Annotated in this window: 23 protein-coding genes, 1 tRNA gene and 1 pseudogene; 15 read left to right on the forward strand and 10 right to left on the reverse strand. The window is 59.2% G+C overall.

The genetic code is table 11. The features are described from left to right. The first annotated feature begins 104 nt into the window (after positions 1-104). From QM694_RS10015 to QM694_RS10035, 5 genes are read left to right on the forward strand one after another with little or no spacing between them, the layout of a single operon-like run. On the forward strand, positions 105-1556 hold the full coding sequence (locus tag QM694_RS10015) for an FAD-binding oxidoreductase (RefSeq protein ID WP_415006794.1): 1452 nt from the start codon (positions 105-107) through the stop codon (positions 1554-1556). Then, positions 1546-1857, forward strand: coding sequence for a FadR/GntR family transcriptional regulator (locus QM694_RS10020; protein ID WP_415006795.1), 312 nt, complete (start codon positions 1546-1548; stop codon positions 1855-1857). Before QM694_RS10015 ends, QM694_RS10020 begins: the two co-directional genes overlap by 11 nt. Continuing rightward, positions 1799-2281 (forward strand): FadR/GntR family transcriptional regulator, encoded by a 483-nt coding sequence (locus QM694_RS10025; RefSeq protein WP_415006796.1) that lies wholly within the window; start codon positions 1799-1801, stop codon positions 2279-2281. The genes QM694_RS10020 and QM694_RS10025 overlap by 59 nt, the downstream gene beginning before the upstream one ends. A 20-nt stretch (positions 2282-2301) precedes the next feature. Continuing rightward, positions 2302-3072, forward strand: coding sequence for an SDR family NAD(P)-dependent oxidoreductase (locus tag QM694_RS10030; protein WP_415006797.1), 771 nt, complete (start codon positions 2302-2304; stop codon positions 3070-3072). A 13-nt stretch (positions 3073-3085) separates the two neighbouring features. Continuing rightward, on the forward strand, positions 3086-4186 hold the full coding sequence (locus QM694_RS10035; RefSeq protein ID WP_415006798.1) for a zinc-binding dehydrogenase: 1101 nt from the start codon (positions 3086-3088) through the stop codon (positions 4184-4186). Between the two features lie 122 nt (positions 4187-4308). Here the strand turns inward: QM694_RS10035 and QM694_RS10040 are convergent, their stop codons facing one another. Beyond that, entirely contained in the window at positions 4309-4929 is a 621-nt protein-coding gene (locus QM694_RS10040; RefSeq protein WP_415006799.1) for a hypothetical protein, read from the reverse strand. Here QM694_RS10040 and QM694_RS10045 point away from each other — a divergent pair. The 7 genes and pseudogenes from QM694_RS10045 to QM694_RS10075 all read left to right on the forward strand — a co-directional run bounded on the left by QM694_RS10045 (position 4916) and on the right by QM694_RS10075 (position 10062). Further along, positions 4916-5257 carry a hypothetical protein gene (locus QM694_RS10045; protein WP_415006800.1) on the forward strand — a complete coding sequence of 114 codons (342 nt, stop codon included), beginning with the start codon at positions 4916-4918 and terminating at the stop codon, positions 5255-5257. The two genes, QM694_RS10040 and QM694_RS10045, sit on opposite strands and share 14 nt — an antisense overlap. After that, complete coding sequence (locus QM694_RS10050; protein WP_415006801.1) at positions 5257-5709, forward strand: hypothetical protein; 453 nt, start codon at positions 5257-5259, stop codon at positions 5707-5709. The genes QM694_RS10045 and QM694_RS10050 overlap by 1 nt, the downstream gene beginning before the upstream one ends. Next, the gene (locus QM694_RS10055) at positions 5706-6740 is read left to right on the forward strand and encodes a CBASS cGAMP-activated phospholipase (protein WP_415006802.1); all 1035 of its coding nucleotides are present in this window, start codon (positions 5706-5708) and stop codon (positions 6738-6740) included. Before QM694_RS10050 ends, QM694_RS10055 begins: the two co-directional genes overlap by 4 nt. 797 nt (positions 6741-7537) lie before the next feature. Further along, positions 7538-7678 (forward strand): annotated as a pseudogene (locus tag QM694_RS10060) (DUF3489 domain-containing protein); the annotation flags it as partial. A 97-nt stretch (positions 7679-7775) separates the two neighbouring features. Then, positions 7776-8282, forward strand: a complete 507-nt coding sequence (locus QM694_RS10065) for a DUF2924 domain-containing protein (RefSeq protein WP_415006803.1) — start codon at positions 7776-7778, stop codon at positions 8280-8282. A 64-nt stretch (positions 8283-8346) separates the two neighbouring features. Next, positions 8347-9393: a recombinase family protein gene (locus QM694_RS10070; protein ID WP_415006804.1), complete on the forward strand. Its 1047-nt coding sequence runs from the start codon at positions 8347-8349 to the stop codon at positions 9391-9393. Positions 9394-9426: 33 nt separating this feature from the next. Beyond that, positions 9427-10062, forward strand: a complete 636-nt coding sequence (locus QM694_RS10075) for a hypothetical protein (RefSeq protein ID WP_415006805.1) — start codon at positions 9427-9429, stop codon at positions 10060-10062. A gap of 409 nt (positions 10063-10471) precedes the next feature. Here QM694_RS10075 and QM694_RS10080 read toward each other — a convergent pair. Then, positions 10472-10561 (reverse strand) — tRNA-Ser (locus tag QM694_RS10080). 345 nt (positions 10562-10906) lie between these two features. Here QM694_RS10080 and QM694_RS10085 point away from each other — a divergent pair. Both QM694_RS10085 and QM694_RS10090 read left to right on the forward strand, forming a co-directional pair. After that, on the forward strand, positions 10907-11944 hold the full coding sequence (locus tag QM694_RS10085; protein WP_415006806.1) for an aspartate-semialdehyde dehydrogenase: 1038 nt from the start codon (positions 10907-10909) through the stop codon (positions 11942-11944). Positions 11945-11968: 24 nt separating this feature from the next. Continuing rightward, entirely contained in the window at positions 11969-12943 is a 975-nt protein-coding gene (locus QM694_RS10090) for a M23 family metallopeptidase (protein ID WP_415006807.1), read from the forward strand. Here the strand turns inward: QM694_RS10090 and QM694_RS10095 are convergent. From QM694_RS10095 to QM694_RS10130, 8 genes are all read right to left on the reverse strand, one after another. Beyond that, positions 12940-13617: a DUF1223 domain-containing protein gene (locus tag QM694_RS10095; protein WP_415006808.1), complete on the reverse strand. Its 678-nt coding sequence runs from the start codon at positions 13615-13617 to the stop codon at positions 12940-12942. The two genes, QM694_RS10090 and QM694_RS10095, sit on opposite strands and share 4 nt — an antisense overlap. Before the next feature lie 152 nt (positions 13618-13769). After that, complete coding sequence (gene acnA / locus QM694_RS10100; RefSeq protein WP_415006809.1) at positions 13770-16475, reverse strand: aconitate hydratase AcnA; 2706 nt, start codon at positions 16473-16475, stop codon at positions 13770-13772. A gap of 81 nt (positions 16476-16556) precedes the next feature. After that, positions 16557-16889 carry a hypothetical protein gene (locus QM694_RS10105; RefSeq protein ID WP_415006810.1) on the reverse strand — a complete coding sequence of 111 codons (333 nt, stop codon included), beginning with the start codon at positions 16887-16889 and terminating at the stop codon, positions 16557-16559. 64 nt (positions 16890-16953) lie between these two features. Beyond that, positions 16954-17730: a succinate dehydrogenase iron-sulfur subunit gene (locus tag QM694_RS10110; RefSeq protein ID WP_415006811.1), complete on the reverse strand. Its 777-nt coding sequence runs from the start codon at positions 17728-17730 to the stop codon at positions 16954-16956. An 11-nt stretch (positions 17731-17741) separates the two neighbouring features. After that, a complete protein-coding gene (gene sdhA, locus QM694_RS10115; protein ID WP_415006812.1) occupies positions 17742-19583 on the reverse strand; it encodes a succinate dehydrogenase flavoprotein subunit in 1842 nt (613 codons plus the stop codon). Then, positions 19583-19957, reverse strand: a complete 375-nt coding sequence (sdhD, locus tag QM694_RS10120) for a succinate dehydrogenase, hydrophobic membrane anchor protein (protein WP_415006813.1) — start codon at positions 19955-19957, stop codon at positions 19583-19585. The genes sdhA and sdhD overlap by 1 nt, the downstream gene beginning before the upstream one ends. 20 nt (positions 19958-19977) lie before the next feature. Then, positions 19978-20376 (reverse strand): succinate dehydrogenase, cytochrome b556 subunit, encoded by a 399-nt coding sequence (gene sdhC / locus QM694_RS10125; protein WP_415006814.1) that lies wholly within the window; start codon positions 20374-20376, stop codon positions 19978-19980. A 119-nt stretch (positions 20377-20495) separates the two neighbouring features. Then, a complete protein-coding gene (locus tag QM694_RS10130) occupies positions 20496-20978 on the reverse strand; it encodes a DUF2127 domain-containing protein (RefSeq protein WP_415006815.1) in 483 nt (160 codons plus the stop codon). Positions 20979-21107: 129 nt separating this feature from the next. On the opposite strand from QM694_RS10130, the gene QM694_RS10135 reads away from it, so the two are divergent. Next, entirely contained in the window at positions 21108-21374 is a 267-nt protein-coding gene (locus tag QM694_RS10135; protein WP_415006816.1) for an EF-hand domain-containing protein, read from the forward strand. Positions 21375-21381: the final 7 nt, after the last annotated feature.

Here is a 21381-nt window from a genome sequence, read left to right on the forward strand (position 1 = left end):
ATCTCTTTCAGGCTTGCCAAAAATGTCTGGTCATCCTAATGTTGGACAACTCAACATACACATAACCATTTACCTGTGTCAACGGCTATGGGAGGAGAAACAGCATGACGAACACGGCTTCGCCAGGTTCGTCCGCGCTGGTGGATGCCCTGATTTCCGAATTCGGCAACGATTTGGCTGTGCCCGCCGAGGCGTTGCCGCGGTATAGCGGCGACTTCACGGGGGACTATCACGGAACGCCGCTTGCAGTTGTGAGGCCGCGCACCACGGAAGAGGTTTCCTCCGTCGTCCGCTGGTGCGGAGCCAGAAAGGTTCCCATTGTTCCGCAGGGGGGTAACACCGGGCTGGTCGGTGCCGCAATTCCGTCTGGAGCTGGCAACGAGCTTGTACTTAGCCTCGAACGAATGAAAGCCATTCGCAAAATCGACACGCTCAATGGCGTAGCCATCGTCGAGGCGGGGTGTGTTCTTGCTGATTTCAAAGCCTCCGTCGAAGCGGAAGGCGCATTTTTCCCATTGTCGATCGGGTCAGAAGGCAGCTGTCAGATCGGCGGAACCATCGCGACCAATGCCGGCGGCATCAACGTCGTACGCTATGGCATGGCCCGCAACCAAATTCTGGGCATTGAAGCCGTGCTTCCCGACGGAAGTGTTTTCAAACATCTTCGCGGCCTTCAGAAAGACAACACAGGATACGATCTCAAACAGCTCTTCATCGGCTCTGAAGGAACTCTCGGAATCGTCACGGCAGCAGCTGTCCGTCTGTTGCCCAAAATCACACAGCTCGAGACGCTTTTTGTCTCCACGTCCTCTATCGAATCGACTGTAGAACTATTTCGGCGATTTCGGGCTGAAGCAGGAGATCTGATTACGGCTTTCGAGCTGATGATGGGAAGTGCTGTAGATCGCGTGTGCGAAACGGAAGCAGGCGTTCGCAATCCGCTTGAGTCGAGCTATCCCAGTTACGCCATCGTGGAATTGTCTTCCGCCGGCGGCCCGCCACTTAGGCCCTGGCTTAAATCAGCATTGGCCCACATGATCGAAGATGGCATCATTCTCGATGGTGCCATCGCGCATGGCGCCGACCAAACCGCCAACATATGGGCGTTGCGCGAACGTATCGTTGAAAGCCAGGCTCGCCTCGGCCCTTATCTCCGGACCGACATTTCCACGCCCGTTTCCGCAGTCGCAGAATTTATTCGTCGCGCGACCCAACTTGTTGAAAAGATCTCTCCCGGAGCCCTGCCGCTTGCCTATGGCCATGTCGGTGACGGCAATTTGCATTTCAATGTGATGCGCTCGGAAACCCTGCCAATCGACGCATTTTTACCTCTGATCTCCGAGATTGAAGAAGCCCTCTTTCTGCTGGTGGACGAACTAAATGGCAGCATCAGCGCCGAACACGGTATCGGCATCGCCAAGCGGCATGCCTTCGAAAGCCGCTTGGACCCGGTCGCGCGCCGACTTATGACAGGGCTCAAGCAGATGCTTGATCCGGACAACCTGCTCAATCCGGGCCGCATTCTGCCGGAAACATGGTGCAAGAATGTCATTTAAGCCGGAACAACTTACCCGAAGTCCCTATCTCCCCGACCGGATATCCGGGCTCATAAAGCAAGAAATCGCGGCGGGTGGCCTTGTGCCGGGATCCCGGCTGCCCACCGAAGTCTCGCTGGCCGAAACCTACGGCGTCAGCCGCAACGTCGTGCGCGAGGCGATCGCCCGCCTGAGGAATGAAGGCATCATCGAAATCGCGGCAAGGAATTGGAGCCTTTGTCTCGCAACGCCCGCGGCCGGTCTTGCGCCTCGACCACCCCGAGAGTCTCACTGTCAACGACCGGCATCGCGCGCTCTTTGAACTGCGCGAAACGCTTGAGGTCAAATCGGCGGAACTCGCAGCCGATCTCAGAAGCGATGACGAGATGCAAGCCATCGAAGAGGCTTTCGACGAAATGGTGCGCACCATGGATTGGGGCAAAAGCGGCGTCGAGTATGACATCGCCTTTCACCGCGCGGTGGCGGCGGGTTCTGGTAACGTCTTCATTCTCGAAACCGTGACGTTCATCGCCGAGCATCTTCGGGAGAGCATCGAACTTACACGGACAAACAGCACGGAAGCCAATGTCAACCAGGTGACGATCGCTGAGCACCGGGCGATTCTGGAAGCGATCCGGGCGCGCGACAAGGCGGCCGCCCGCCAGGCAATGACACGCCATCTGACCAATGCCGCCAACCGGATAGGCATCAGCCTGGCCCGCACGGGTGAACGCGCCTCCAAATGAACATGAGAGATAGGCATTCTATGTATCTCGAGAAATTTCAGCTCAACGGCCAAATCGCGCTCGTGACAGGCGCCGGGCAAGGGATCGGGCTTGCCTGCGTGGAAGCATTGGCGGAGGCAGGCGCGAATGTCATCGTCACCGACCAAAACGAAAGCCGCACGGCGGCCGGCGCAAAAGCCTTGGCGGCAAAAGGATTCTCTGCACGCTCATATGTTCTTGATGTCACGGACACAGACGGCATTGATCGCCTTGCAGGCCGGCTAGCCGAGGCAGGGCTGACGCCCGACATTCTTGTCTGCAACGCAGGCATCGCCCAGGCAGGGATAGGTGCTGAGGAAATGCCCGACGCGGACTGGGCACGCATGATAGACATCAACCTTACTGGTGTTTTCCGATGCTGCCGGGCGTTTGGAAAACTCATGCTGCAGAAAGGACAGGGGTCGATCATCAATATCGGATCAATGTCCGGGCAAATTGTAAATCGCCCACAAGCGCAAAGCCATTACAATACCGCGAAGGCAGGCGTTCATCATCTGACCCGGTCCATGGCGGCAGAATGGGCGAAGCGCGGCGTCAGGGTCAACGCCGTTGCCCCAACCTACATTGACACCCCTTTGCTGACGTTTGCAAAAGCAGATCCCATGTTCGCCGAATGGCTTGATCTCACGCCGATGGGCCGCCTTGGCAGGCCGGACGAAATTGCATCTGCCGTTCTCTTTCTTGCTTCCGATGCCGCCAGTCTTCTGACTGGAACCATTTTGAGCGCGGATGCAGGGTACACTTGCTGGTAGGAGACACAGTTCGATGGATCGCGCTCTGCCCAACATTCCGGACTCCATGCAAGCGATTGTTTGTCATGGCCCCATGGATTATCGCTTTGAGACGGTTCCGGTGCCGCAGCCGGGCCCGGGCGAAGTTCTTGCGAAGATCCGCTATGCGGGCGTCTGTGCTAGCGATCTCAAGTGCTGGCTCGGAGCACCAATGTTCTGGGGCACAGCTGGGGCGCCCGGCGGCTATTGCCAGCCGCCCGTCATCGCCGGGCATGAATTCATTGCGGAAGTAGCCGCGCTTGGCGATGGAACAGGCGAGCGTGACAATTTGCAAATCGGAGACCGCGTGATCTCGGAACAGATCGTTCCCTGCCGCAGCTGCCGCTATTGCCGCGATGGCTATTACTGGATGTGCGAAATCAATGATGTCTATGGATTTCGGCAGGCCACACCGGGCGCTTGGGCGGAATATATGCTGTTTCCGCCGAAGGCGATCAATCATCGCGTCCCCAAGACGATCCCGCTTCATCACGCCGTCTTCATCGAACCCTTGGCCTGTGCCATTCACGCTGTAAATCAGGGCAATATTCAGCTTAACGACACAGTTGTAATTGCTGGGTGCGGACCGCTCGGTCTCGGCATGATTGCCGCCGCGAAGATGAAAGGGGCGGCCCAGATCATCGCCGTGGACCTTGTCGACGAACGGCTTGCCGCGGCACGTGAAGTTGGGGCCGATGTCGGCCTCAATCCGAAAAAGAGTGACGCCGCCGCCGAAATTCGCAAGCTCACCGGCGGATACGGCTGCGATGTGTATATTGAGGCGACGGGTAGCCCCGACGGCGTGGCGCAAGGCTTGGACGCGGTCCGCAAGATGGGGACCTTTGTCGAATTCAGTGTTTTTACCAAACCTGCATCAGTAGACTGGACAATCATCGGCGACCGCAAGGAACTGACAATCCGGGGGTCACACCTGAGCCCCCACTGCTATCCCACCGCCATGCGCATGCTGGAAAGAGGCCTGCTCCCGATGGACCGGATTCTCACTCACCGGTTTCCCCTCTCGGCCTGCGATGATGCCATTGCATTGGTCAAATCAGGAGCTTCATCGGTGAAAGTCGTTTTCGAAATCAAGTAACCTTTTCTAAGACTGATGTTTCCTATCAAATAACACAACAGTTGATTCTTATTTGCGAGACACAAAAGTACTTCTATAACCCCCGTTATGCGAACGCGGTAGTAGAGGCTGACATATGCGATTTACCCTTTGCGCGTAATGAAGGCGAAGTCCGTGGCGCCCGCTTTCGCCGACAGCTCCAGCCAGTTCTCGTTGAAGTCGGGTAGGTTGGCGTGCTCGAGCGCGGCGGCGGCCACCGCAGCGCAGTAGGCGATCCCGGCATGCACGGTCGCCCCCAAGAAATTAAGGAAGCGGGTCAGATCCGGCGGGTAAGACAAGTCGGTGTCGCTCTCAAAGATGCGGTGCCGTTCGCCATCCACGAAGGTGTTGATCGCGGTCTCTAACACCGAGTAGCCAAGAAAGGCCTCTGCTGGCGCACCAGGTTTCATCAGGACGGCGTTGAGCTCCGGCCGCCATTCAAGGGTCTTCTGGCTGAGCGCAGGGTTGACATGACCAACCGCGATGTGCCGGATGCACTTGGCGAATTCGAAGTTGCGCCGATGCGGCGCTATGATCTCCGAAATGGCGGGATGGTCCTTGTAGAACGTACGACAGATCAGTTCGAGATCGGTGACATTCGCGCAGGACACCAGAAGCTGTTTCACCAGAATGAGCCTGACACCGTCATCAGTGGGGCCGGCTTCAAGGGCAGCGTCGGCGGCGACGCATGTCGCCAATCCGGTATGCACGATGGATGTCTTCACTGACCGCTGGCCGGAATCCGTCGCTCAACAGTGTGAGTTCGCCGAACACCTGCACGACCTCGTCCGTTCGCTCGAGGCGATGCGCAAGGGCGAGATGTTCCCCAACACGATGATGGACACATTGCGCGACGACTTCGGCGACCGCGTCGTGACCCGTGCCGCGGACCAGATCGCCACCGAGATCGGCGGCGGCATCCAGCAATCCCGTCAGCTCTACACGCGGCGCGGCGGCATGCTGTTGCCCTCCGCCGCCGCGGTCGCGGCGCCGATCGTCAATCCGGCGGTTTTGGCGGCGCGGCCTCACACCTTCTTCGGGTGCTATATCTGATGGTGACGGCGATCCTCTCCATCGACAAGCAGGTTGCCGCGATGAAGGCGACCTGGCCGCTGTTCGCGGCGCGCCGGATTAACCGCCGCGCGCAATCTGCGCGGTGGGTGGGGAGCGTGAGGCCGCGATATGTGAGCTACTTGCTGGAGATCCGCTACGGACTTGGGTCGTTCCCCGAGGTGCGGGTGCTCTCACCGGAGCTGATCCGATTGCCCGGTAATTCTGAGGGGCAACTGCCACATGTCTATCCGCCGGCCGAGGATCCGACCCTTTGCCTGTTTGATCCTCGTGAGAGGGAATGGTCACCAGCGATGACCATCGCCAGCACGACCGTCCCTTGGTCGCTCGACTGGCTCGTCTGCTACGAACTTTGGTTGATGACCGAGCGCTGGACCGGCGGTGGGCGGCACGCCGGGTCGGAATCCGCCGAAGCAACGGAGACCATGCAATGAACTATATTCCGCCGCGCCGCTCCGACGGCGCGATCCAACATGCTCGCCTAAAGCAGCCATGGCCGCAAGGCCGCCCGTTCCGCATCCTGTCGATCGACGGTGGTGGCATTCGCGGCGTGTTTCCTGCGGCCGTCCTGACCGAACTCGAAAGTCGCTTTTTGGGCGGCGCCTCCATCATCAATCACTTTGACATGATTGCCGGCACCTCAACGGGCGGCATCATCGCGCTCGCCCTTGCCCACGGGATGACGGTCCGAGAGGCCTTAAACATCTATCTCGAGCGCGGCGATCGCATCTTTCCGCCGGCGGCTGGGCTCGGCAAGGTTTCAAGGGTGCTGCGCTGGCTTTTCAAGCCGAAGCACGACCAGGGCACCCTCAAGGAAGAGCTGCTGCGGATCTTTGGCGACAAGGTGCTCAACGACGCCGTTACCCGCTTAGTAATCCCGAGCTTCGAAGGGCGCCACGGCGAGCCGTTTCTCTATAAGACGCCGCACCACCCGTACTACCAGAAAGACCGCCACAAGAAGTTCGCGCATGTAACGCTCCACACGACGGCGGCCCCGTCCTATTATCCCGGTGTCGAGGACGACGGCTACATCATGATCGATGGCGGCATATGGGCCAACAATCCGGTCATGAATGCCCTGGTCGACGCCCTCGCCTGCTTCGACATTGCGCGCGAGGACGTGCGTATCTTGAGCCTGGGAACTGGTGAGTCCACCTTCACTGTCGATGAGCGGGCGCGCAACGGCGGTATCAGGGATTGGGCGTTCATGCGCTCCTTCAATGCGGCCGCCCGGGCGCAATCCCGCAATGCCCTCGGCCAAGCCTATCTGCTGGTCGGCAAGAACAACGTCACACGGATCGACGTGCCGGAAAGCGACGTGCCGATCGCGATGGATGACGTTCAGCGCTCCATCCGGGAGCTGCCTATGGTAGCGCGGAGTCTCGTTGAAGGCGCAGGGCATCACATCGAGCGGGTGTTTCTCGATGGCGCAGTCGAGCAATTCATCCGTTACCCGATGATGTAGGCGTCTCAACAGGCACTCGCTCCTACCGGACTGTCAGCAGGCGACAGGCGAGCTCGCGCTCGCCCCAGCGGGTCGAGAAGGTGTCCGAGACCTCGAACCAGCTGCCGTCATTGCCGAAGCCATGGTTGGCGCCCATGCAGGAACACTGACATTCGTGTCCTCATGCCTCTTGGCACGCTCGCGCGCAGATCTCCTGCTCGCGATATGGCTGGATGATGTAGACCTTGCCATAGCGCTGCAGAGCTCGATCAACGAAGTCGTTGAACCAAGACTTGGGTAGCTCCCGATAAGAGTCCTTCCCGCCGATCCATTCAGGCGCCGTTCGTCGACCGTTCTGAAGCCAAAGTCGGTTGTCGTCGTCGTAGGGTACCCTCGCCCTTATCCGCTGGCCGCGGCCCGTTCGGCGTAGAACTACCGGGATCTTGCCCTGTCTCCAGATTTGATCGAGGTCGAATTGCGCCACTATGAACTCCAGCGAATCAACAATCCTTCTTTATGGTATTAGTTTTTCGACCTTTCGAAGTGAATGGCCAATGATTGAAACTAATTCGCCGACAATCTGATAAATTACCACTGTTCAACGCAACATTAAAAAGCGGAAGCGCTTTCCAGCAGGCAGCGGGGCTCTCGATGGAACGTTGCGAGTCACCAATTTCTTGTGGACTTCGCTTGCAAAGAAAGCATTGCTGTTGGCCATCGGGCGCCCAGCCTTAGGCGCCGCGAAAAGAAGGCGCCCGTACTCGCGGGCTTCAGGTGGTGCGAGGGCCAGATCGGCTGGCTCTCCCAGGAGTACCACCATGACAAAGAAGGCAATCAAGTCCAAAAAGCAGCCCACGAACAAGACCAAGCAAATCCTCGGAATGCTGCAGCGCCCAAATGGAGCATCGATCCCTGAGCTGATCAAAGCCACCGAATGGCAGGCGCACAGCGCGCGCGGGTTCCTGGCGGGACGGTCAGGAAGAAGATGGGCCTGGATGTCACCAGCACACGGGAGGATGGCAAGGACCGCCGTTATCGCATCGCGGGAGCCGAGTAATGGCTCGACAGAAGCAACATGGCCTTGGCAAGGCCGCGCCCGACACAGAGGTCGGGCGCCAGCTGCTGCTACAGATCCGTATGCTGCAGGACATGAGTATTGCCGAGCTAAAGTCACAGTGGATGGAGTTGATCGGTTCGGACCCGCCGCGACATGCGAAGCGGAGCTTCCTGACGCAGACCATCGCTTGGGAGCAACAGGTGAAGACCTTCGGCAAGCTGAAGCCCGCCATCCATCGTCAACTCGTGCAGACTGGTCGTGGTGCAGGAGAAGAGAAGCCAGAGGTGTCACAGCCAGCTTCGTCCGCTTTTCGACCCGGCGTGAGGCTGATCCGGGTTTGGAAAGGCGTCACCCACCATGTGCTAGTAACGGAGGATGGCTTCCTCTGGCAGGACCGTAATTGGCGCAGCCTATCCGTGATCGCACGGGAGATTACTGGCACGCCGTGGTCCGGTCCGGTGTTCTTCGGCCTGAAGAAGTCGAAGACTGGCATCGGAAGGGTGTAAAGCGCGTCCGCAGTGAAAGCGGGCACCAGCGATCATTCTGTTGGTATCGATAGGGGAGTGTCTTATGGCTAATCCACCCAAGACCATCCGTTGTGCCATTTACACCCGGAAGTCTTCTGAGGAGGGGCTTGAACAGGACTTCAACTCGCTCGATGCCCAGCGCGAGGCCTGCGAAGCCTATATCAAGAGCCAGAAGCATGAGGGCTGGGAAGCCGTCCCTCACAAGTATGACGACGGCGGCTATTCCGGCGGCACACTGGAGCGCCCCGCCCTGGATGCTCTTCTCGGTGATATCCGGCAGAAAAGGATCGATGTTGTCGTCGTCTACAAGATCGACCGGCTCACTAGATCCTTGTTCGACTTCTCGAAGATCGTCGAGATCTTCGATGCCGGAGGCGTATCGTTCGTCTCGGTTACCCAAAAGTTCAACACCACAACGTCCATGGGACGCCTGACGCTCAACGTCCTGCTCTCCTTCGCCCAGTTCGAGCGCGAAGTCACCGGTGAACGCATCCGGGACAAGATCGCAGCCTCCAAGAAGAAGGGCATGTGGATGGGAGGCTGCGTTCCCTTCGGCTACCGCGTGGAGAAGCGGGAACTTGTCATCGACGAGCCGGAGGCCCAGCATGTCCGGATGCTCTACGAGAAGTACCTCGAGCTTGGCTCGGTCCGGGCCGTCAAGGATGCGGTCGACGCACTAGGCATCACGAGCCGCCCCACTTCCAAGACCTCTGGCAGCCTTCTCGGTCGTGGTCACATCTACCGCATCCTGACCAACCTCATCTACATGGACAAGATCTCGCACAAGGGCATCTTGAGCGACGGCCAGCACGAGGCGATCATCGAAGCGAAGGTCAGCCAGAGAGTTCAGGAGATGCTTCAAGCCAATAATGCCCGGGAGCGGGATCAGCCCAATGCTGCGGTATCGAGCCCCCTCGCCGGCCTCATCTTCGATGAACAGGGCGAACGGCTCACCCCCAGCCATGCGGTCAAGGGTGGCCGGCGATACAGGTATTACATCTCCAATGTCTTGGTGCGCGAACCGGGCAACACCAGCGGCATCTGGCTGTCGGCACCCGAGATCGAAGCAGCGGTCTGCCAGATGATCTAGGGCGCCCTGCACGATCCCCAGCAGGTGGCATCGATGATCGCAGCGCCCGATCCATCACCATCCGAGATTGAAGAGCTTATTGGCCGAGCCAAGACGTTCGTCGACAGCATTGCCAGGAAGCCGCCCTACGAGCAGCTGGTCGGCCTCAAGCCCACATTGGTCCGGATTGTCATTGGCGCGCAGCAGATTGTACTGTCACTGAAGCGATGTGCCTTGGAAACCGTTGTTCGTTGCGAGCCCGGACGAAAGTCTCATGGTGAACTCATCCCAATCTCAAGCGCAGCGGAGGACCTTGTCACCATCTCGATGCCGATCCGTGTCGGACGGCGCGGTCGCGAAACCCGCATTATCCTCCAGAGCGGCCAAACTCCGCAGCGGCCTGTCGACCAGTCGCTCGTCACGATGATTGCGCGGGGTTATTCTTGGCGGTACCAGATTGCTACTGGTGAGGTGAACTCAATGCTCGACGTCGCCAAGCGCGAGAAGCTCACCGACAGCTATGTGAGCCGCATCGTCACGCTCAGGTTCCTGGCGCCAGACATCATCACGGCCATTCTGGATGGCACCGCCCCTGCAGAACTGACTGCCAACCGATTGCAGGCGCTTCACGATCTTCCGCTCGATTGGCCCAGTCAGCGGCAGATCCTGGGGTTTGCCTCTGCAGGATAAGTGGCAGGACCGTCCGGGCAATGCAGAGGCAGCTTTCGTACAGGGAAGCTGCCTTCGTGCGTTCCGGTCTGACTATTTGGATTGGACCGAGGTGCGCCGAGTTTGTGAACCCCCGGAGTATACCAGCTTATCGCTTTCGGTAAATTGCCAGGCAGTTGTCCGACAAGCACTTTGGAACCCGATGCACATGACTCGCCCCAACTGCATCACTTCGTGACGGTTTGCATCGGAGATCTTGACTGCCATAACGCCGAACTGAGAATTCCGGGCAAGATTATCGCAGAAGTCCGAGTTGTCTCTGGTGCGGATCGAATATCTCGATACTAGCCGGCGCAAAATGGCCCATTTCGCGGCCACTTTGCGCGATCAGCGAGACATATCAGGAGTTTACGGATATACTAGAAATTAATGGCGGAGAGGGAGGGATTCGAACCCCCGGTACGGTTGCCCGTACTCCGCATTTCGAGTGCGGCGCGATCGACCACTCTGCCACCTCTCCGCAAACAGAACATGGATCGCTGGGGCGCTGAATAGCGAAGCATTCACTCCCTGCCAACCCCTTTCTGCGTGGGCGTTGACAGCCGCGCGGGACCCGCTTAAAGCCGCCCGGTCAACCTCGAGGCAGTTCATGGCCCGTTCTTTCGCCATCCCAGCATTTTCCCGTTCCGCCGTAGCGGTGCGGCCGATGCTGTTGCTGCCCGCGGCAATCAGCAAAACCGCCAAAACGGCGTGAGCCTTCTCCCCCGGTCCTCTCCCCGCGGGGGATGAGAGGCCAGCCACTTCAAACCGGATACAGGGCGGGAATGCCCTCGGGGGGCGGAACGAAAGGTTAAGGAGCTTTCAAATGGGTTACAAGGTTGCGGTTGTCGGCGCCACGGGCAATGTGGGCCGCGAAATGTTGAACATTCTCGCCGAGCGCGAGTTTCCGGTGGACGAGGTGTTCGCCATCGCTTCCCGGCGCTCGCTGGGCACCGAAGTTTCTTTCGGCGACCGCACGCTCAAGTGCCTCGACCTTGAACAGTTCGATTTCTCGAAAGCTGATTTCTGTCTGATGTCGGCGGGATCTGCCGTATCCAAGGAATGGTCGCCGAAGATCGGCGCCACGGGCTGCATCGTCATCGATAACTCCTCCTGCTGGCGCTACGATCCGGAAGTGCCGCTGATCGTGCCGGAGGTGAATGCCCACGCGCTGGAAGAATATATGAAGCGGCCCAGCCGCCGCAACATCATCGCCAATCCCAACTGCTCGACGGCGCAGCTTGTTGTGGCGCTGAAGCCGCTGCATGACATGGCGAAGATCAGGCGCGTGGTGGTGGCCACCTATCAGTCCGTCTCGGGCGCCGGCAAGGACGCGATGGACGAGCTGTGGAACCAGACCAAGGGCATCTTCGTCACCGACGCACCGACGCCCAAGAAATTCACCAAGCAGATCGCTTTCAACGTGATCCCGCACATCGATGTTTTCATGGATTCGGGCGACACCAAGGAAGAATGGAAGATGGTCGTCGAGACGAAGAAGATTCTCGATCCCAAGATCAAGCTCACCGCCACCTGCGTGCGCGTGCCTGTTTTTGTGGGCCATTCTGAAGCGGTGAACGTGGAATTTGAGCAGCCGATCACCGCCGACGAGGCGCGCGAGGCCCTGCGCGAAGCGCCGGGCTGCATGGTGGTCGACAAGCGGGAACCTGGCGGCTACGTGACGCCGGTCGAATGCGTGGGCGATTACGCCACCTTCATCAGCCGCATCCGCGAGGATGCCACCATCGAAAATGGCCTGAACTTCTGGGTCGTTTCGGACAATCTGCGGAAAGGCGCGGCGCTGAACACGGTGCAGATCGCCGAAAGCCTGATCAACCGCGGGCTGCTCAAAAAGGCCGCCTGAGATATTTGGGGACCGGAAGCCCGCATGGTATCACCCAGCCATACGGGCTTTTTATTTTTGGCGTTGCTCTTCATCGTGGTTCCAGCGGAAGCAAGCGATCTTTCGCTGGGCAGCCCCGTCTCATGTGACATCGGCAAGACCTGCTGGATTCAACAATATGCCGACCATGACGGAGGGCCCGGCGCGCGCGATTATGCCTGCGGGAACGAAACCTATGACGGACACGATGGCACGGATTTCCGCGTGCTCGATACCCTGCACACCGCACCCGTCATAGCCAGTGCGCCCGGTATTGTGAAAGCGGTCCGCGACGGCGTTCCCGACCATCTCGCTGTTACAGATGAAGACCGCAGGGCGGTTGCAAATATCGAATGTGGCAATGGTGTGCTGATCGACCATGGCGCGGGATGGCAGACGCAATATTGTCATTTGAAACGCGGATCGGTTGTGGTCCGGCCCGGTGACCAGGTAAGGAGAGGCGAGAAACTAGGGGCCATTGGCTATTCAGGCCTCGCAGCCTTTCCGCATGTGCATCTGACGGTGCGCAAAGACGGCAAGTCTGTCGATCCGTTTCATCCGTCTGCGGAGCGTGATTGCGGCATTGGCGGCCCGGAGCTGTGGGCGCCGGAGACCGCGGCGGCGTTCGCTTATGTACGCGGAAACGTGCTGCGCCTGGGTTTCGCACCTGGCCCGTTGACGCTCGACAGCCTTGTGGCGGGAGAGATCAGTGACACGGGAGCGCCAAAGCCTGGCTGGCCCGCGCTTGTTGCCTATGTGTGGGTCATAAACCTTGAACAAGGCGATGAGGTCATAGTGGCACTGGAGGGGCCTTCCGGCTCCCACGCGGAAAACCGCGATGTGCTGCCGCGCAGCAAGGCGCAATATCTGCTGTTCGCCGGCGTGCCGAAACCCATGCCCGGAACCTATAGAGCCTCTTTTAGAATCATCCGCAGCGGACAGACCTATCTGGAAAGAAGCTGGATCGGCGTGGTCAACTAACCGGCGATATGGCCCCATTGGCCAAGCCCCACGATGGGCCCAACCTTGCCCTGCTGCAACAGGGCAACGCAGCCGGTTGAACCATCCACCATGACGCTTTCCTTAGGCAGCGCCACCGTCTTTGCTTCGCCGTTCCACATGCCGGCGGGGATCGCCGCGCGGACGATATTGACATAACTTATGTCCTGCCCGGCGATCTCACCTTTGAGAATCTTCACCGTCTCTTCCGCCACGACGGGAAGCACCCAGAGCGTCGTCTCTCCTTTGGAGCTTCCGGCGCCGATATCGACAATGAGCTCCATGTCCTTTTCAGACAGGGTCAGCGGCATGATGTGGCCGGACTTCGCCGCGCTCTCGATGGCGCCTGCGGCCTTCGCGCGGTCCGAGCCCACGAGATGATCCGATCCATTGACGATCATCTGCGGTGTGTAGACGTCCATGTCGCCCCGCGCATGGGCATAATCATATTGCCGCTGCGAAAATTCGGGTTTCCCCAGCGTATCCTTCCAGCCGAGATAATCCCAGTAGTCGACGTGATAACTCAGCGCCACCACATGCGGCTGCTTGGCCAGTTCGCCCAGAAAGGCATCGGCGGGCGGGCAAGAACTGCAGCCCTGACTTGTAAAGAGCTCGACCACCACGGAATTTTCTGCCGCTGCAAGAGACGGGCGCATACCGCCAACTCCCGCTGCAACGGCAGCGCCTGCCTGAAGCAGGCATCGCCGTGATATGGGAAAACGGAAATTCATGAGGGCAATATCAGCGATCTCATCGGATATTGCCACTCACGAGCCATCGACGGTCAATCACAAAGCCGTTGGGATGTTCAGGCGGCGGCCAGATTCCGCAACACATAAGGCATGATGCCGCCGTTTTTGAAGTAATCGAGCTCATCCAGCGTATCGATGCGGCACTGCACAGCGGCGGATGCCGTAGAGCCATCGGCGCGGGTGATCTCCACCGTCAGCATGGCGCGCGGCTTCAGCCCCTCGGCGATGCCAGTGATGGTGACGGTTTCGTTGCCAGTAAGGCCCAGCGTCTGCCAGCTTTCGCCATCCCTGAACTGCAGGGGCACCACGCCCATGCCGATCAGGTTCGAGCGGTGAATGCGCTCGAAGCTCTGGGCGATCACCGCGCGCACGCCGAGGAGCTTGGTGCCCTTGGCCGCCCAGTCACGCGAAGACCCGGTGCCATATTCTTTGCCTGCAAATATGACGAGCGATGTTCCTTCGGATTGATACTTCATTGCAGCGTCATAAATCGGCATCTGCGTGCCATCGGGATAATGTTTCGTCACGCCGCCTTCGACGCCCGGCACCATCTGGTTCTTGATGCGGATATTGGCGAAGGTGCCACGCATCATCACCTCATGATTGCCGCGCCGCGCGCCATAGGAGTTGAAATCCACCTTCTCGACGCCATGCGCCTGCAAATAGGCGCCGGCCGGCGAGGAAGCCTTGATGTCACCGGCGGGAGAAATGTGATCGGTTGTGATCGAGTCAAGGAACAGCCCGAGGATGCGCGCGCTACGCACATCCTGCACCGGCGCGGGCGTCATGGTCAGGCCTTCGAAATAGGGCGGGTTGGCAACATAAGTCGAGGCCGGGTCCCAGGCATAGTTCATGCCCTTGGTGACTTTGATCTTGCGCCACTGCGCATCACCCTTGAAGACATCCTTGTAGCGCTTGGCAAAGGCCTTGCGCGTGACGTTCTTGCGCACAAAATCGGCAACATCCTTGGCCGACGGCCAGATGTCGCTGAGATAGACGGGATTGCCCTTTTTATCCGTGCCCAGAGGATCGGTGGCCAGGTTGACATTGAGAGATCCCGCGAGCGCATAGGCGACGACCAGCGGCGGCGAGGCAAGGTAGTTTGCACGCACATCGGGGTTCACACGGCCCTCGAAATTGCGATTGCCCGAAAGCACGGCGGCGGCCACCAGATCATTGTCGCGGATTGATTTGGAAATATTGTCCGGCAGCGGTCCGGAATTGCCGATGCAGGTGGTGCAGCCATAGCCCACGAGGTCAAAACCGATCTTGTCGAGATCCTTCTGGAGGCCGGAGGATTTCAGATATTCGGTGACGACCTGCGACCCCGGCGCCAGCGAGGTCTTGACCCACGGCTTGGAGGTAAGCCCCTTCTTCACGGCATTGCGCGCAAGTAATCCGGCGCCGATCATTACCGAGGGGTTGGACGTGTTTGTGCAGGAGGTGATGGCGGCAATCACCACATCGCCATGGCCCACATCGAAATTGGCATTCTCGACTGAAAAGCGCTTGCCCAGTTCTTCCGCCTTCTTGAACTCCTCCGCCATCACCCTGGCGAAACCGGAAGAGGCATCGGCCAACACAACGCGGTCCTGCGGGCGCTTGGGACCGGCGATCGAGGGAACGACGGTTGAAAGATCGAGCGACAGTGTGTCGGTGAAGTCGGGCTCGGCCGATTTTGGCGTCCAGAACATCTCCTGCGCCTTGGCATATTTCTCGACCAGCGCCACCTGCGCGGCCGGGCGTGCGGTGCCTTTCAGATAGCCGATAGTTTCGGCATTCACGGGGAAGAAGCCGCAGGTCGCGCCATATTCGGGCGCCATGTTGGCGATGGTTGCCATGTCCTCCAGAGCCAGCGAGCCGAGGCCGGGCCCGTAGAATTCCACAAACTTGCCCACCACGCCCTTTTTGCGCAGCATCTGCGTGACGGTGAGAACGAGGTCGGTGGCCGTGGTTCCTTCTGGCAGTTTGCCCCACAAACGGAAGCCGATCACTTCTGGAATGAGCATGGAGATCGGCTGGCCCAGCATCGCCGCTTCCGCCTCGATGCCGCCCACACCCCAGCCCAGAACGGCAAGGCCGTTCACCATCGTCGTATGCGAGTCGGTGCCCACCAGCGTGTCGGGATAGGCGTAGGTAACTTTCTTGCCCTTCACCTTGTCTTCGCGCGTCCACACCGTCTTGGCGAGATATTCGAGATTCACCTGGTGACAGATGCCGGTGCCGGGCGGCACGACGCGGAAATTGTTGAACGCCCCCTGCCCCCATTTGAGAAAGGTATAGCGCTCGCCATTGCGGTCATATTCGAGATTGACGTTCTGCTTGAAGGCTGAGAGCGTGCCGAAATAATCGACCATCACCGAATGATCGATGACGAGATCGACGGGCGCCAGCGGATTGATCTTGGTCGGGTCCTTGCCAAGCGCCTTCATAGCATCGCGCATGGCGGCAAGATCGACCACCGCTGGAACCCCGGTGAAATCCTGCATCAGCACGCGCGCTGGGCGGAAGGCGATTTCCTTCTCTTCCTTGCCGCGGTTGACGAGCCATTGCGCCACGCCCTCGATATCGGCCTTGGTGACCGAGCGGCCATCTTCGTAGCGGAGCAAATTCTCCAGCAGGACCTTCAGCGAATATGGAAGTTTCGAAATCCCGGCGAGGCCGTTTTTCTCAGCCGCCTTCAGGCTGAAATAGGTGTAGCTCTTGCTGCCAACCTTGAGGGTTTTCCGGGATTTGAAGCTGTCGAGAGACATCGCGCGCATGGCCTCTTTGCTGTGTGTGATGTGCCGCAGCCTATAGAACTTTTTGCAGCGCAACACCAGACGGCGCGGCCATCTGTCCTGCTATGCAGGAATGACTTTCACAATCCGCCCCGTGGCGATCTCGACCGCGACGCGATAGCGGCTTCCATTCCGCTCCGCCGTGAACCAGTAAAGGGCATCTGCCCGTTCCGTGGGCACCAGAATGCCAAACCCCGCCTTGCGGACGGAAACCCCTGCAGCTCCCCAGGTATACCGCTTCACCGGAGCCACCGCCTTGGGTGCTGCGGCACGGGCGGCCACCGCGCTGCCGCTGACAATCCTCATGCCCACATTAAAATTGGCGCCGGCCTGCCCGGCATAGGCCGGACCCACACTCAGGAGCAGAACACCCAAAAACGCAGCAATGCGGCCCATTCTGTGCCTCTTTGATACAGGACGTTAACGCCTGTTTCAGAAGATGCAAAAGAGGGGCCGGGGGTCAGATCCGGCGTTCGACCATCAGTTTCTTGATTTCGGCAATGGCCTTGGCGGGCGACAGACCCTTGGGGCAGGCCTTGGCGCAATTCATGATGGTGTGGCAGCGATAGAGCCGGAAAGGGTCTTCCAGATTGTCCAGACGCTCGCCCGTCGCCTCGTCGCGGCTGTCGATCAGCCAGCGATAGGCCTGAAGCAGAACGGCCGGCCCCAGATAGCGGTCGCCATTCCACCAATAAGAGGGACAGGACGTTGAGCAGCAGGCGCAAAGGATGCACTCATAAAGCCCATCGAGTTTGGCCCTGTCCTCGCGCGACTGTTTCCATTCGGCAGGCGGTTCGGCTGTCGTGGTTTTCAGCCAGGGTTCGATCGAGCGGTGCTGGGCATAGAAGCGCGTGAGATCGGGCACCAGATCCTTCACGACAGGCATGTGCGGCAGCGGATAGATGCGCACATCGCCCTTCACATCCTCGCAGGATTTGAGGCAGGCCAGCGTGTTGGTGCCATCGATATTCATGGCGCAGGAGCCGCAGATGCCTTCCCGGCAGGAGCGACGGAAGGTGAGTGTCGGGTCCTGCTCGTTCTTGATCTTGATCAGCGCGTCGAGCACCATCGGCCCGCATTTGTCCATGTCGAGCGTGTAGGTGTCGACCTGCGGGTTTTTTCCGTCATCCGGGTTCCAGCGGTAGATGCGGAAATCCCGCAGCCGCTTGCCCTCAGGCTTCGGCCAAACCTTGCCCTGCTGGATCTTGGAATTCTTGGGAAGCGCAAATTCAGCCATCTTGATATCCGCTAGTAAACCCGCGCCTTCGGTTTGATGTAGGCGATGTCGTCGGTCATCGTGTAGGTGTGCACCGGGCGGTAGGCGAGTTTCACCTTCTTCTTGTCGCGATCCGCCCACGACAGCGTGTGCTTCATCCAGGTCTTGTCATCGCGGTTGGGAAAATCTTCGCGCGCATGAGCGCCGCGGCTTTCCTTGCGGGCTTCCGCGCCCTGGATCGTCACCGCCGCCTGCAGGATGAGATTTTCAAACTCCAGCGTTTCAACGAGATCGCTGTTCCAGATCAGCGAACGGTCGGAGACGCGGATATCATCAATGCCCTTCCATACCTCGGACAGGCGCTTGACGCCCTTTGCCAGAGTTTCGCCGGTGCGGAACACGGCGGCGTCCTCCTGCATCGTCTTCTGCATGCGAAGGCGAAGATCGGCCGTCGGGGTTGAACCAGAGGCATTACGATAGTGATCAAGGCGCGCAATGGCATATTCGCCCGCATCGCCGGGAAGATCGGCATGCGGCGTGCCGGGCTTGGTGAGTTCCGCGCAGCGAAGGCCGGTGGCGCGGCCGAACACCACGAGGTCGATCAGCGAATTGGAGCCAAGGCGATTGGCGCCATGCACGGAGACACACGCTGCCTCGCCAATGGCGAACAGACCCGGCACGGTTTTTTCATGGTCCTTGGCGTCACCAGCCAGGACCTCGCCGTGATAATTCGTCGGGATGCCGCCCATGTTGTAATGCACGGTGGGAAGGATCGGGATCGGCTCGCGCGTGACGTCGACACCGGCAAAAATCTTGGCTGATTCCGAGATGCCAGGCAGGCGTTCATGCAGCACTTTCGGATCGAGATGTTCGAGGTGCAGATGGATGTGATCCTTGAGATCGCCCACGCCGCGGCCATCGCGGATTTCGATCGTGCAGGAGCGCGACACCACATCGCGCGAGGCGAGGTCTTTCGCTGAAGGCGCATAGCGCTCCATGAAGCGTTCGCCTTGCGAATTGGTGAGATAGCCGCCTTCGCCGCGCGCGCCCTCGGTGATGAGGCAGCCCGCGCCATAGATGCCTGTAGGATGAAACTGCACGAACTCCATGTCCTGGCAGGGGAGCCCGGCGCGCAGCACCATGGCATTACCATCGCCCGTGCAGGTGTGTGCGGAGGTGGCGGAGAAATAGGCGCGGCCATAACCGCCCGTCGCCAGCACCGTCTGATGGGCGCGGAACCGGTGCACGGTGCCGTCTTCGAGGCAAAGCGCCATGACGCCCCGGCACGCACCATTTTCCATGATGAGATCGAGCGCGAAATACTCGATGAAGAACTCGGCCGCATAACGCAGCGACTGCCCATAGAGCGTGTGCAGCATGGCATGGCCGGTGCGATCAGCGGCAGCACAGGTGCGCTGGGCGGGCGGCCCTTCGCCGAAATTCATCATCATGCCGCCAAAGGGGCGTTGATAGATTTTGCCTTCCTCCGTGCGCGAGAATGGCATGCCGAAATGCTCAAGCTCGTAGACGGCGGTGGGAGCACTCCGGCAGAGATATTCAATCGCGTCCTGATCGCCCAGCCAATCCGCGCCCTTCACCGTGTCATACATGTGCCAGCGCCAGTCATCCGGCCCCATGTTGCCGAGTGACGCCGCGATGCCGCCCTGTGCGGCGACAGTATGTGAGCGCGTGGGAAACACCTTGGAAATGCACGCCGTGCGCAATCCGGCTTGCGAGGAGCCGAGCGTGGCGCGAAGCCCCGCACCGCCTGCGCCCACCACCACCACATCGAATGAGTGATCGGTGATCGGGTAGGCTCTTCCGCCGATGGTGACGGTCTTTGGAGCTTTCTGTTTCGTATCGGGAGACGCCATCAGAGTCCGAAGCTCATTTTGAGAATTGCATAGAGCGCCGCCGCGCCCAGCGCCACGGTGTAGAATGTGTTGGCCAGCAGCAGCGCGAACTTCGCAGTGTGGCCATGGACATAATCCTCGATCACGACCTGAAGCCCAAGGCGCATGTGCCAAAGCACCGAAATCATCGTCAGTGCAAGGAGGATCGCCACAATCGGATTGTGCAGGCTGGCGATGATCTCAGGCCGCGGATCGCCGAGATGGCAGATGATGAAGATCATCGTGAAGAGGATGAGCGGCAGGTTGGCGATGGCAGTCACGCGTTGTAGCCACCAGTGCTCGGTGCCTGTCTTGGCGGCGCCGAGGCCCCGCACCTTGCCAAGCGGCGTGCGCATGCTTTTGTCAGCCGGGGCACTCATGCATGCACCATGTATGCGATAATCCAGACGAGGATCGTGAGAATGATCGAACCCGCGAGATTGGCCTTGGCCATCAGTTCTACCCGGCTCAGTTCAAAACCGCGGCCCGTATCCCAATAAAGATACCGCAAGCCGCCGAGCGCATGGTGAATGAGCGCCCAGGTGAAACCGAGCAGGACAAGCAATCCGAGCCAGCTGCTGAAAATCCATTGCGCCGTTGCAAAGGCATCATCCGAGGCAGCGGCAGCGCACAGCCACCAGACGAGAAGGATCATGCCGGCGTAAAGCGCCATGCCCGTCGCGCGATGCACGATCGACATCATCATCGTCAGCATTGGCTTGTAAATCTGGAGATGCGGCGACAGCGGCCTGTCCACCGGTTTCGTCTCAGCCATGGTTCACGTCCCTCAAGCGTGATCAGCTTTAGCGCGTGCGTTGCAATATCGCAAATGCGCCAAGGGCATGGGGGCGATTTGCCACTCGCAGGAACCGCATATCCGAGTGCCCCGCTCGGCTATTTGACTGAGCCCTGACGATGTCTCTGGACGGTTTGCCATTCCTGCCAGACCAGCCAGAGCAGAACAACATCAAGCACGGTCAGCACCAGAAGCCCCGCAGAATGGGTATAGGAATAGCGATAGAGCTGATAGGCGATGAACAGGGCGAAGGCCGCAATGGACGCGGGATAGGCCCATAATTTGCCGGCAAGAAGGCCTGCCGCCAGAGCCAGCTTCACCAGACCATGCACAAGAAGATAAAAGGCGTAAAAGTTTTTTGTGCCGAGCGATAGCCCATCCGCCATCGCCATCAGATGCTGCGCCACTCTGTCATGCGGGTTGGCGCTGAGTTCCGACTGCGTAAGAAGCCGCACGATATCGGCGATCCGCTGCGTCGATACAAAATAAAGCGCGAAACCGCCCGCACATTCCAGAGCCGCGTTCACGGCTTTGAGCCCAACGCCAACCTCGAATGCGCGATGCAGGATGTTTCTGTTCAAAAGTGTACGCCCCGTCTCATCATATCCCCAAAGTTGAAAACCAGCGGAACTTATCACCAGAGACCCGATTGGTAATACATGGGGACTGATCACTGTCCTCGCCTTCAACCCAAATACCTGGAGACCACAATGCTCAATTCCATGAAGTGGGCCGTTGTCGCGGCTGCGTTGATCACAGTGCCCGCAAGTTCCGCCTATGCCGCCATGACGGCAGACCAGTGCACTGATGCCTTCAAGAAAGCCGATGCGGACGGCGACGGAAAGCTCAGCAAGGCTGAAGGCGGAAAATACGAAGAGATGATGACCAAGAACAGCGTGAAGACCAAGGACGCACAGACGGTTTCCATGGATGAATTCATGGACTCCTGCACCAAGGGCATGTTCGACAATATGTAAGCAAAAG

It is taken from the genome of Aestuariivirga sp. (assembly GCF_047602625.1).
Lineage (GTDB): Bacteria > Pseudomonadota > Alphaproteobacteria > Rhizobiales > Aestuariivirgaceae > Aestuariivirga.

Excerpts from the sequence above, each read along its gene's own strand:
- QM694_RS10085 (WP_415006806.1), top strand. The coding sequence starts at position 10,907 with ATGGGTTACAAGGTTGCGGTTGTCGGCGCCACGGGCAATGTGGGCCGC.
- QM694_RS10095 (WP_415006808.1), bottom strand. The coding sequence starts at position 13,617 with ATGCGCCCGTCTCTTGCAGCGGCAGAAAATTCCGTGGTGGTCGAGCTC.
- sdhC (WP_415006814.1), bottom strand. The coding sequence starts at position 20,376 with ATGGCTGAGACGAAACCGGTGGACAGGCCGCTGTCGCCGCATCTCCAG.
- acnA (WP_415006809.1), bottom strand. The coding sequence starts at position 16,475 with ATGCGCGCGATGTCTCTCGACAGCTTCAAATCCCGGAAAACCCTCAAG.
- QM694_RS10110 (WP_415006811.1), bottom strand. The coding sequence starts at position 17,730 with ATGGCTGAATTTGCGCTTCCCAAGAATTCCAAGATCCAGCAGGGCAAG.
- QM694_RS10030 (WP_415006797.1), top strand. The coding sequence starts at position 2,302 with ATGTATCTCGAGAAATTTCAGCTCAACGGCCAAATCGCGCTCGTGACA.
- QM694_RS10135 (WP_415006816.1), top strand. The coding sequence starts at position 21,108 with ATGCTCAATTCCATGAAGTGGGCCGTTGTCGCGGCTGCGTTGATCACA.
- QM694_RS10055 (WP_415006802.1), top strand. The coding sequence starts at position 5,706 with ATGAACTATATTCCGCCGCGCCGCTCCGACGGCGCGATCCAACATGCT.
- sdhA (WP_415006812.1), bottom strand. The coding sequence starts at position 19,583 with ATGGCGTCTCCCGATACGAAACAGAAAGCTCCAAAGACCGTCACCATC.
- QM694_RS10105 (WP_415006810.1), bottom strand. The coding sequence starts at position 16,889 with ATGGGCCGCATTGCTGCGTTTTTGGGTGTTCTGCTCCTGAGTGTGGGT.
- QM694_RS10065 (WP_415006803.1), top strand. The coding sequence starts at position 7,776 with ATGGCTCGACAGAAGCAACATGGCCTTGGCAAGGCCGCGCCCGACACA.
- QM694_RS10045 (WP_415006800.1), top strand. The coding sequence starts at position 4,916 with ATGGATGTCTTCACTGACCGCTGGCCGGAATCCGTCGCTCAACAGTGT.
- QM694_RS10020 (WP_415006795.1), top strand. The coding sequence starts at position 1,546 with ATGTCATTTAAGCCGGAACAACTTACCCGAAGTCCCTATCTCCCCGAC.
- QM694_RS10070 (WP_415006804.1), top strand. The coding sequence starts at position 8,347 with ATGGCTAATCCACCCAAGACCATCCGTTGTGCCATTTACACCCGGAAG.
- QM694_RS10090 (WP_415006807.1), top strand. The coding sequence starts at position 11,969 with ATGGTATCACCCAGCCATACGGGCTTTTTATTTTTGGCGTTGCTCTTC.
- QM694_RS10035 (WP_415006798.1), top strand. The coding sequence starts at position 3,086 with ATGGATCGCGCTCTGCCCAACATTCCGGACTCCATGCAAGCGATTGTT.
- QM694_RS10075 (WP_415006805.1), top strand. The coding sequence starts at position 9,427 with ATGATCGCAGCGCCCGATCCATCACCATCCGAGATTGAAGAGCTTATT.
- sdhD (WP_415006813.1), bottom strand. The coding sequence starts at position 19,957 with ATGCGCACGCCGCTTGGCAAGGTGCGGGGCCTCGGCGCCGCCAAGACA.
- QM694_RS10050 (WP_415006801.1), top strand. The coding sequence starts at position 5,257 with ATGGTGACGGCGATCCTCTCCATCGACAAGCAGGTTGCCGCGATGAAG.
- QM694_RS10015 (WP_415006794.1), top strand. The coding sequence starts at position 105 with ATGACGAACACGGCTTCGCCAGGTTCGTCCGCGCTGGTGGATGCCCTG.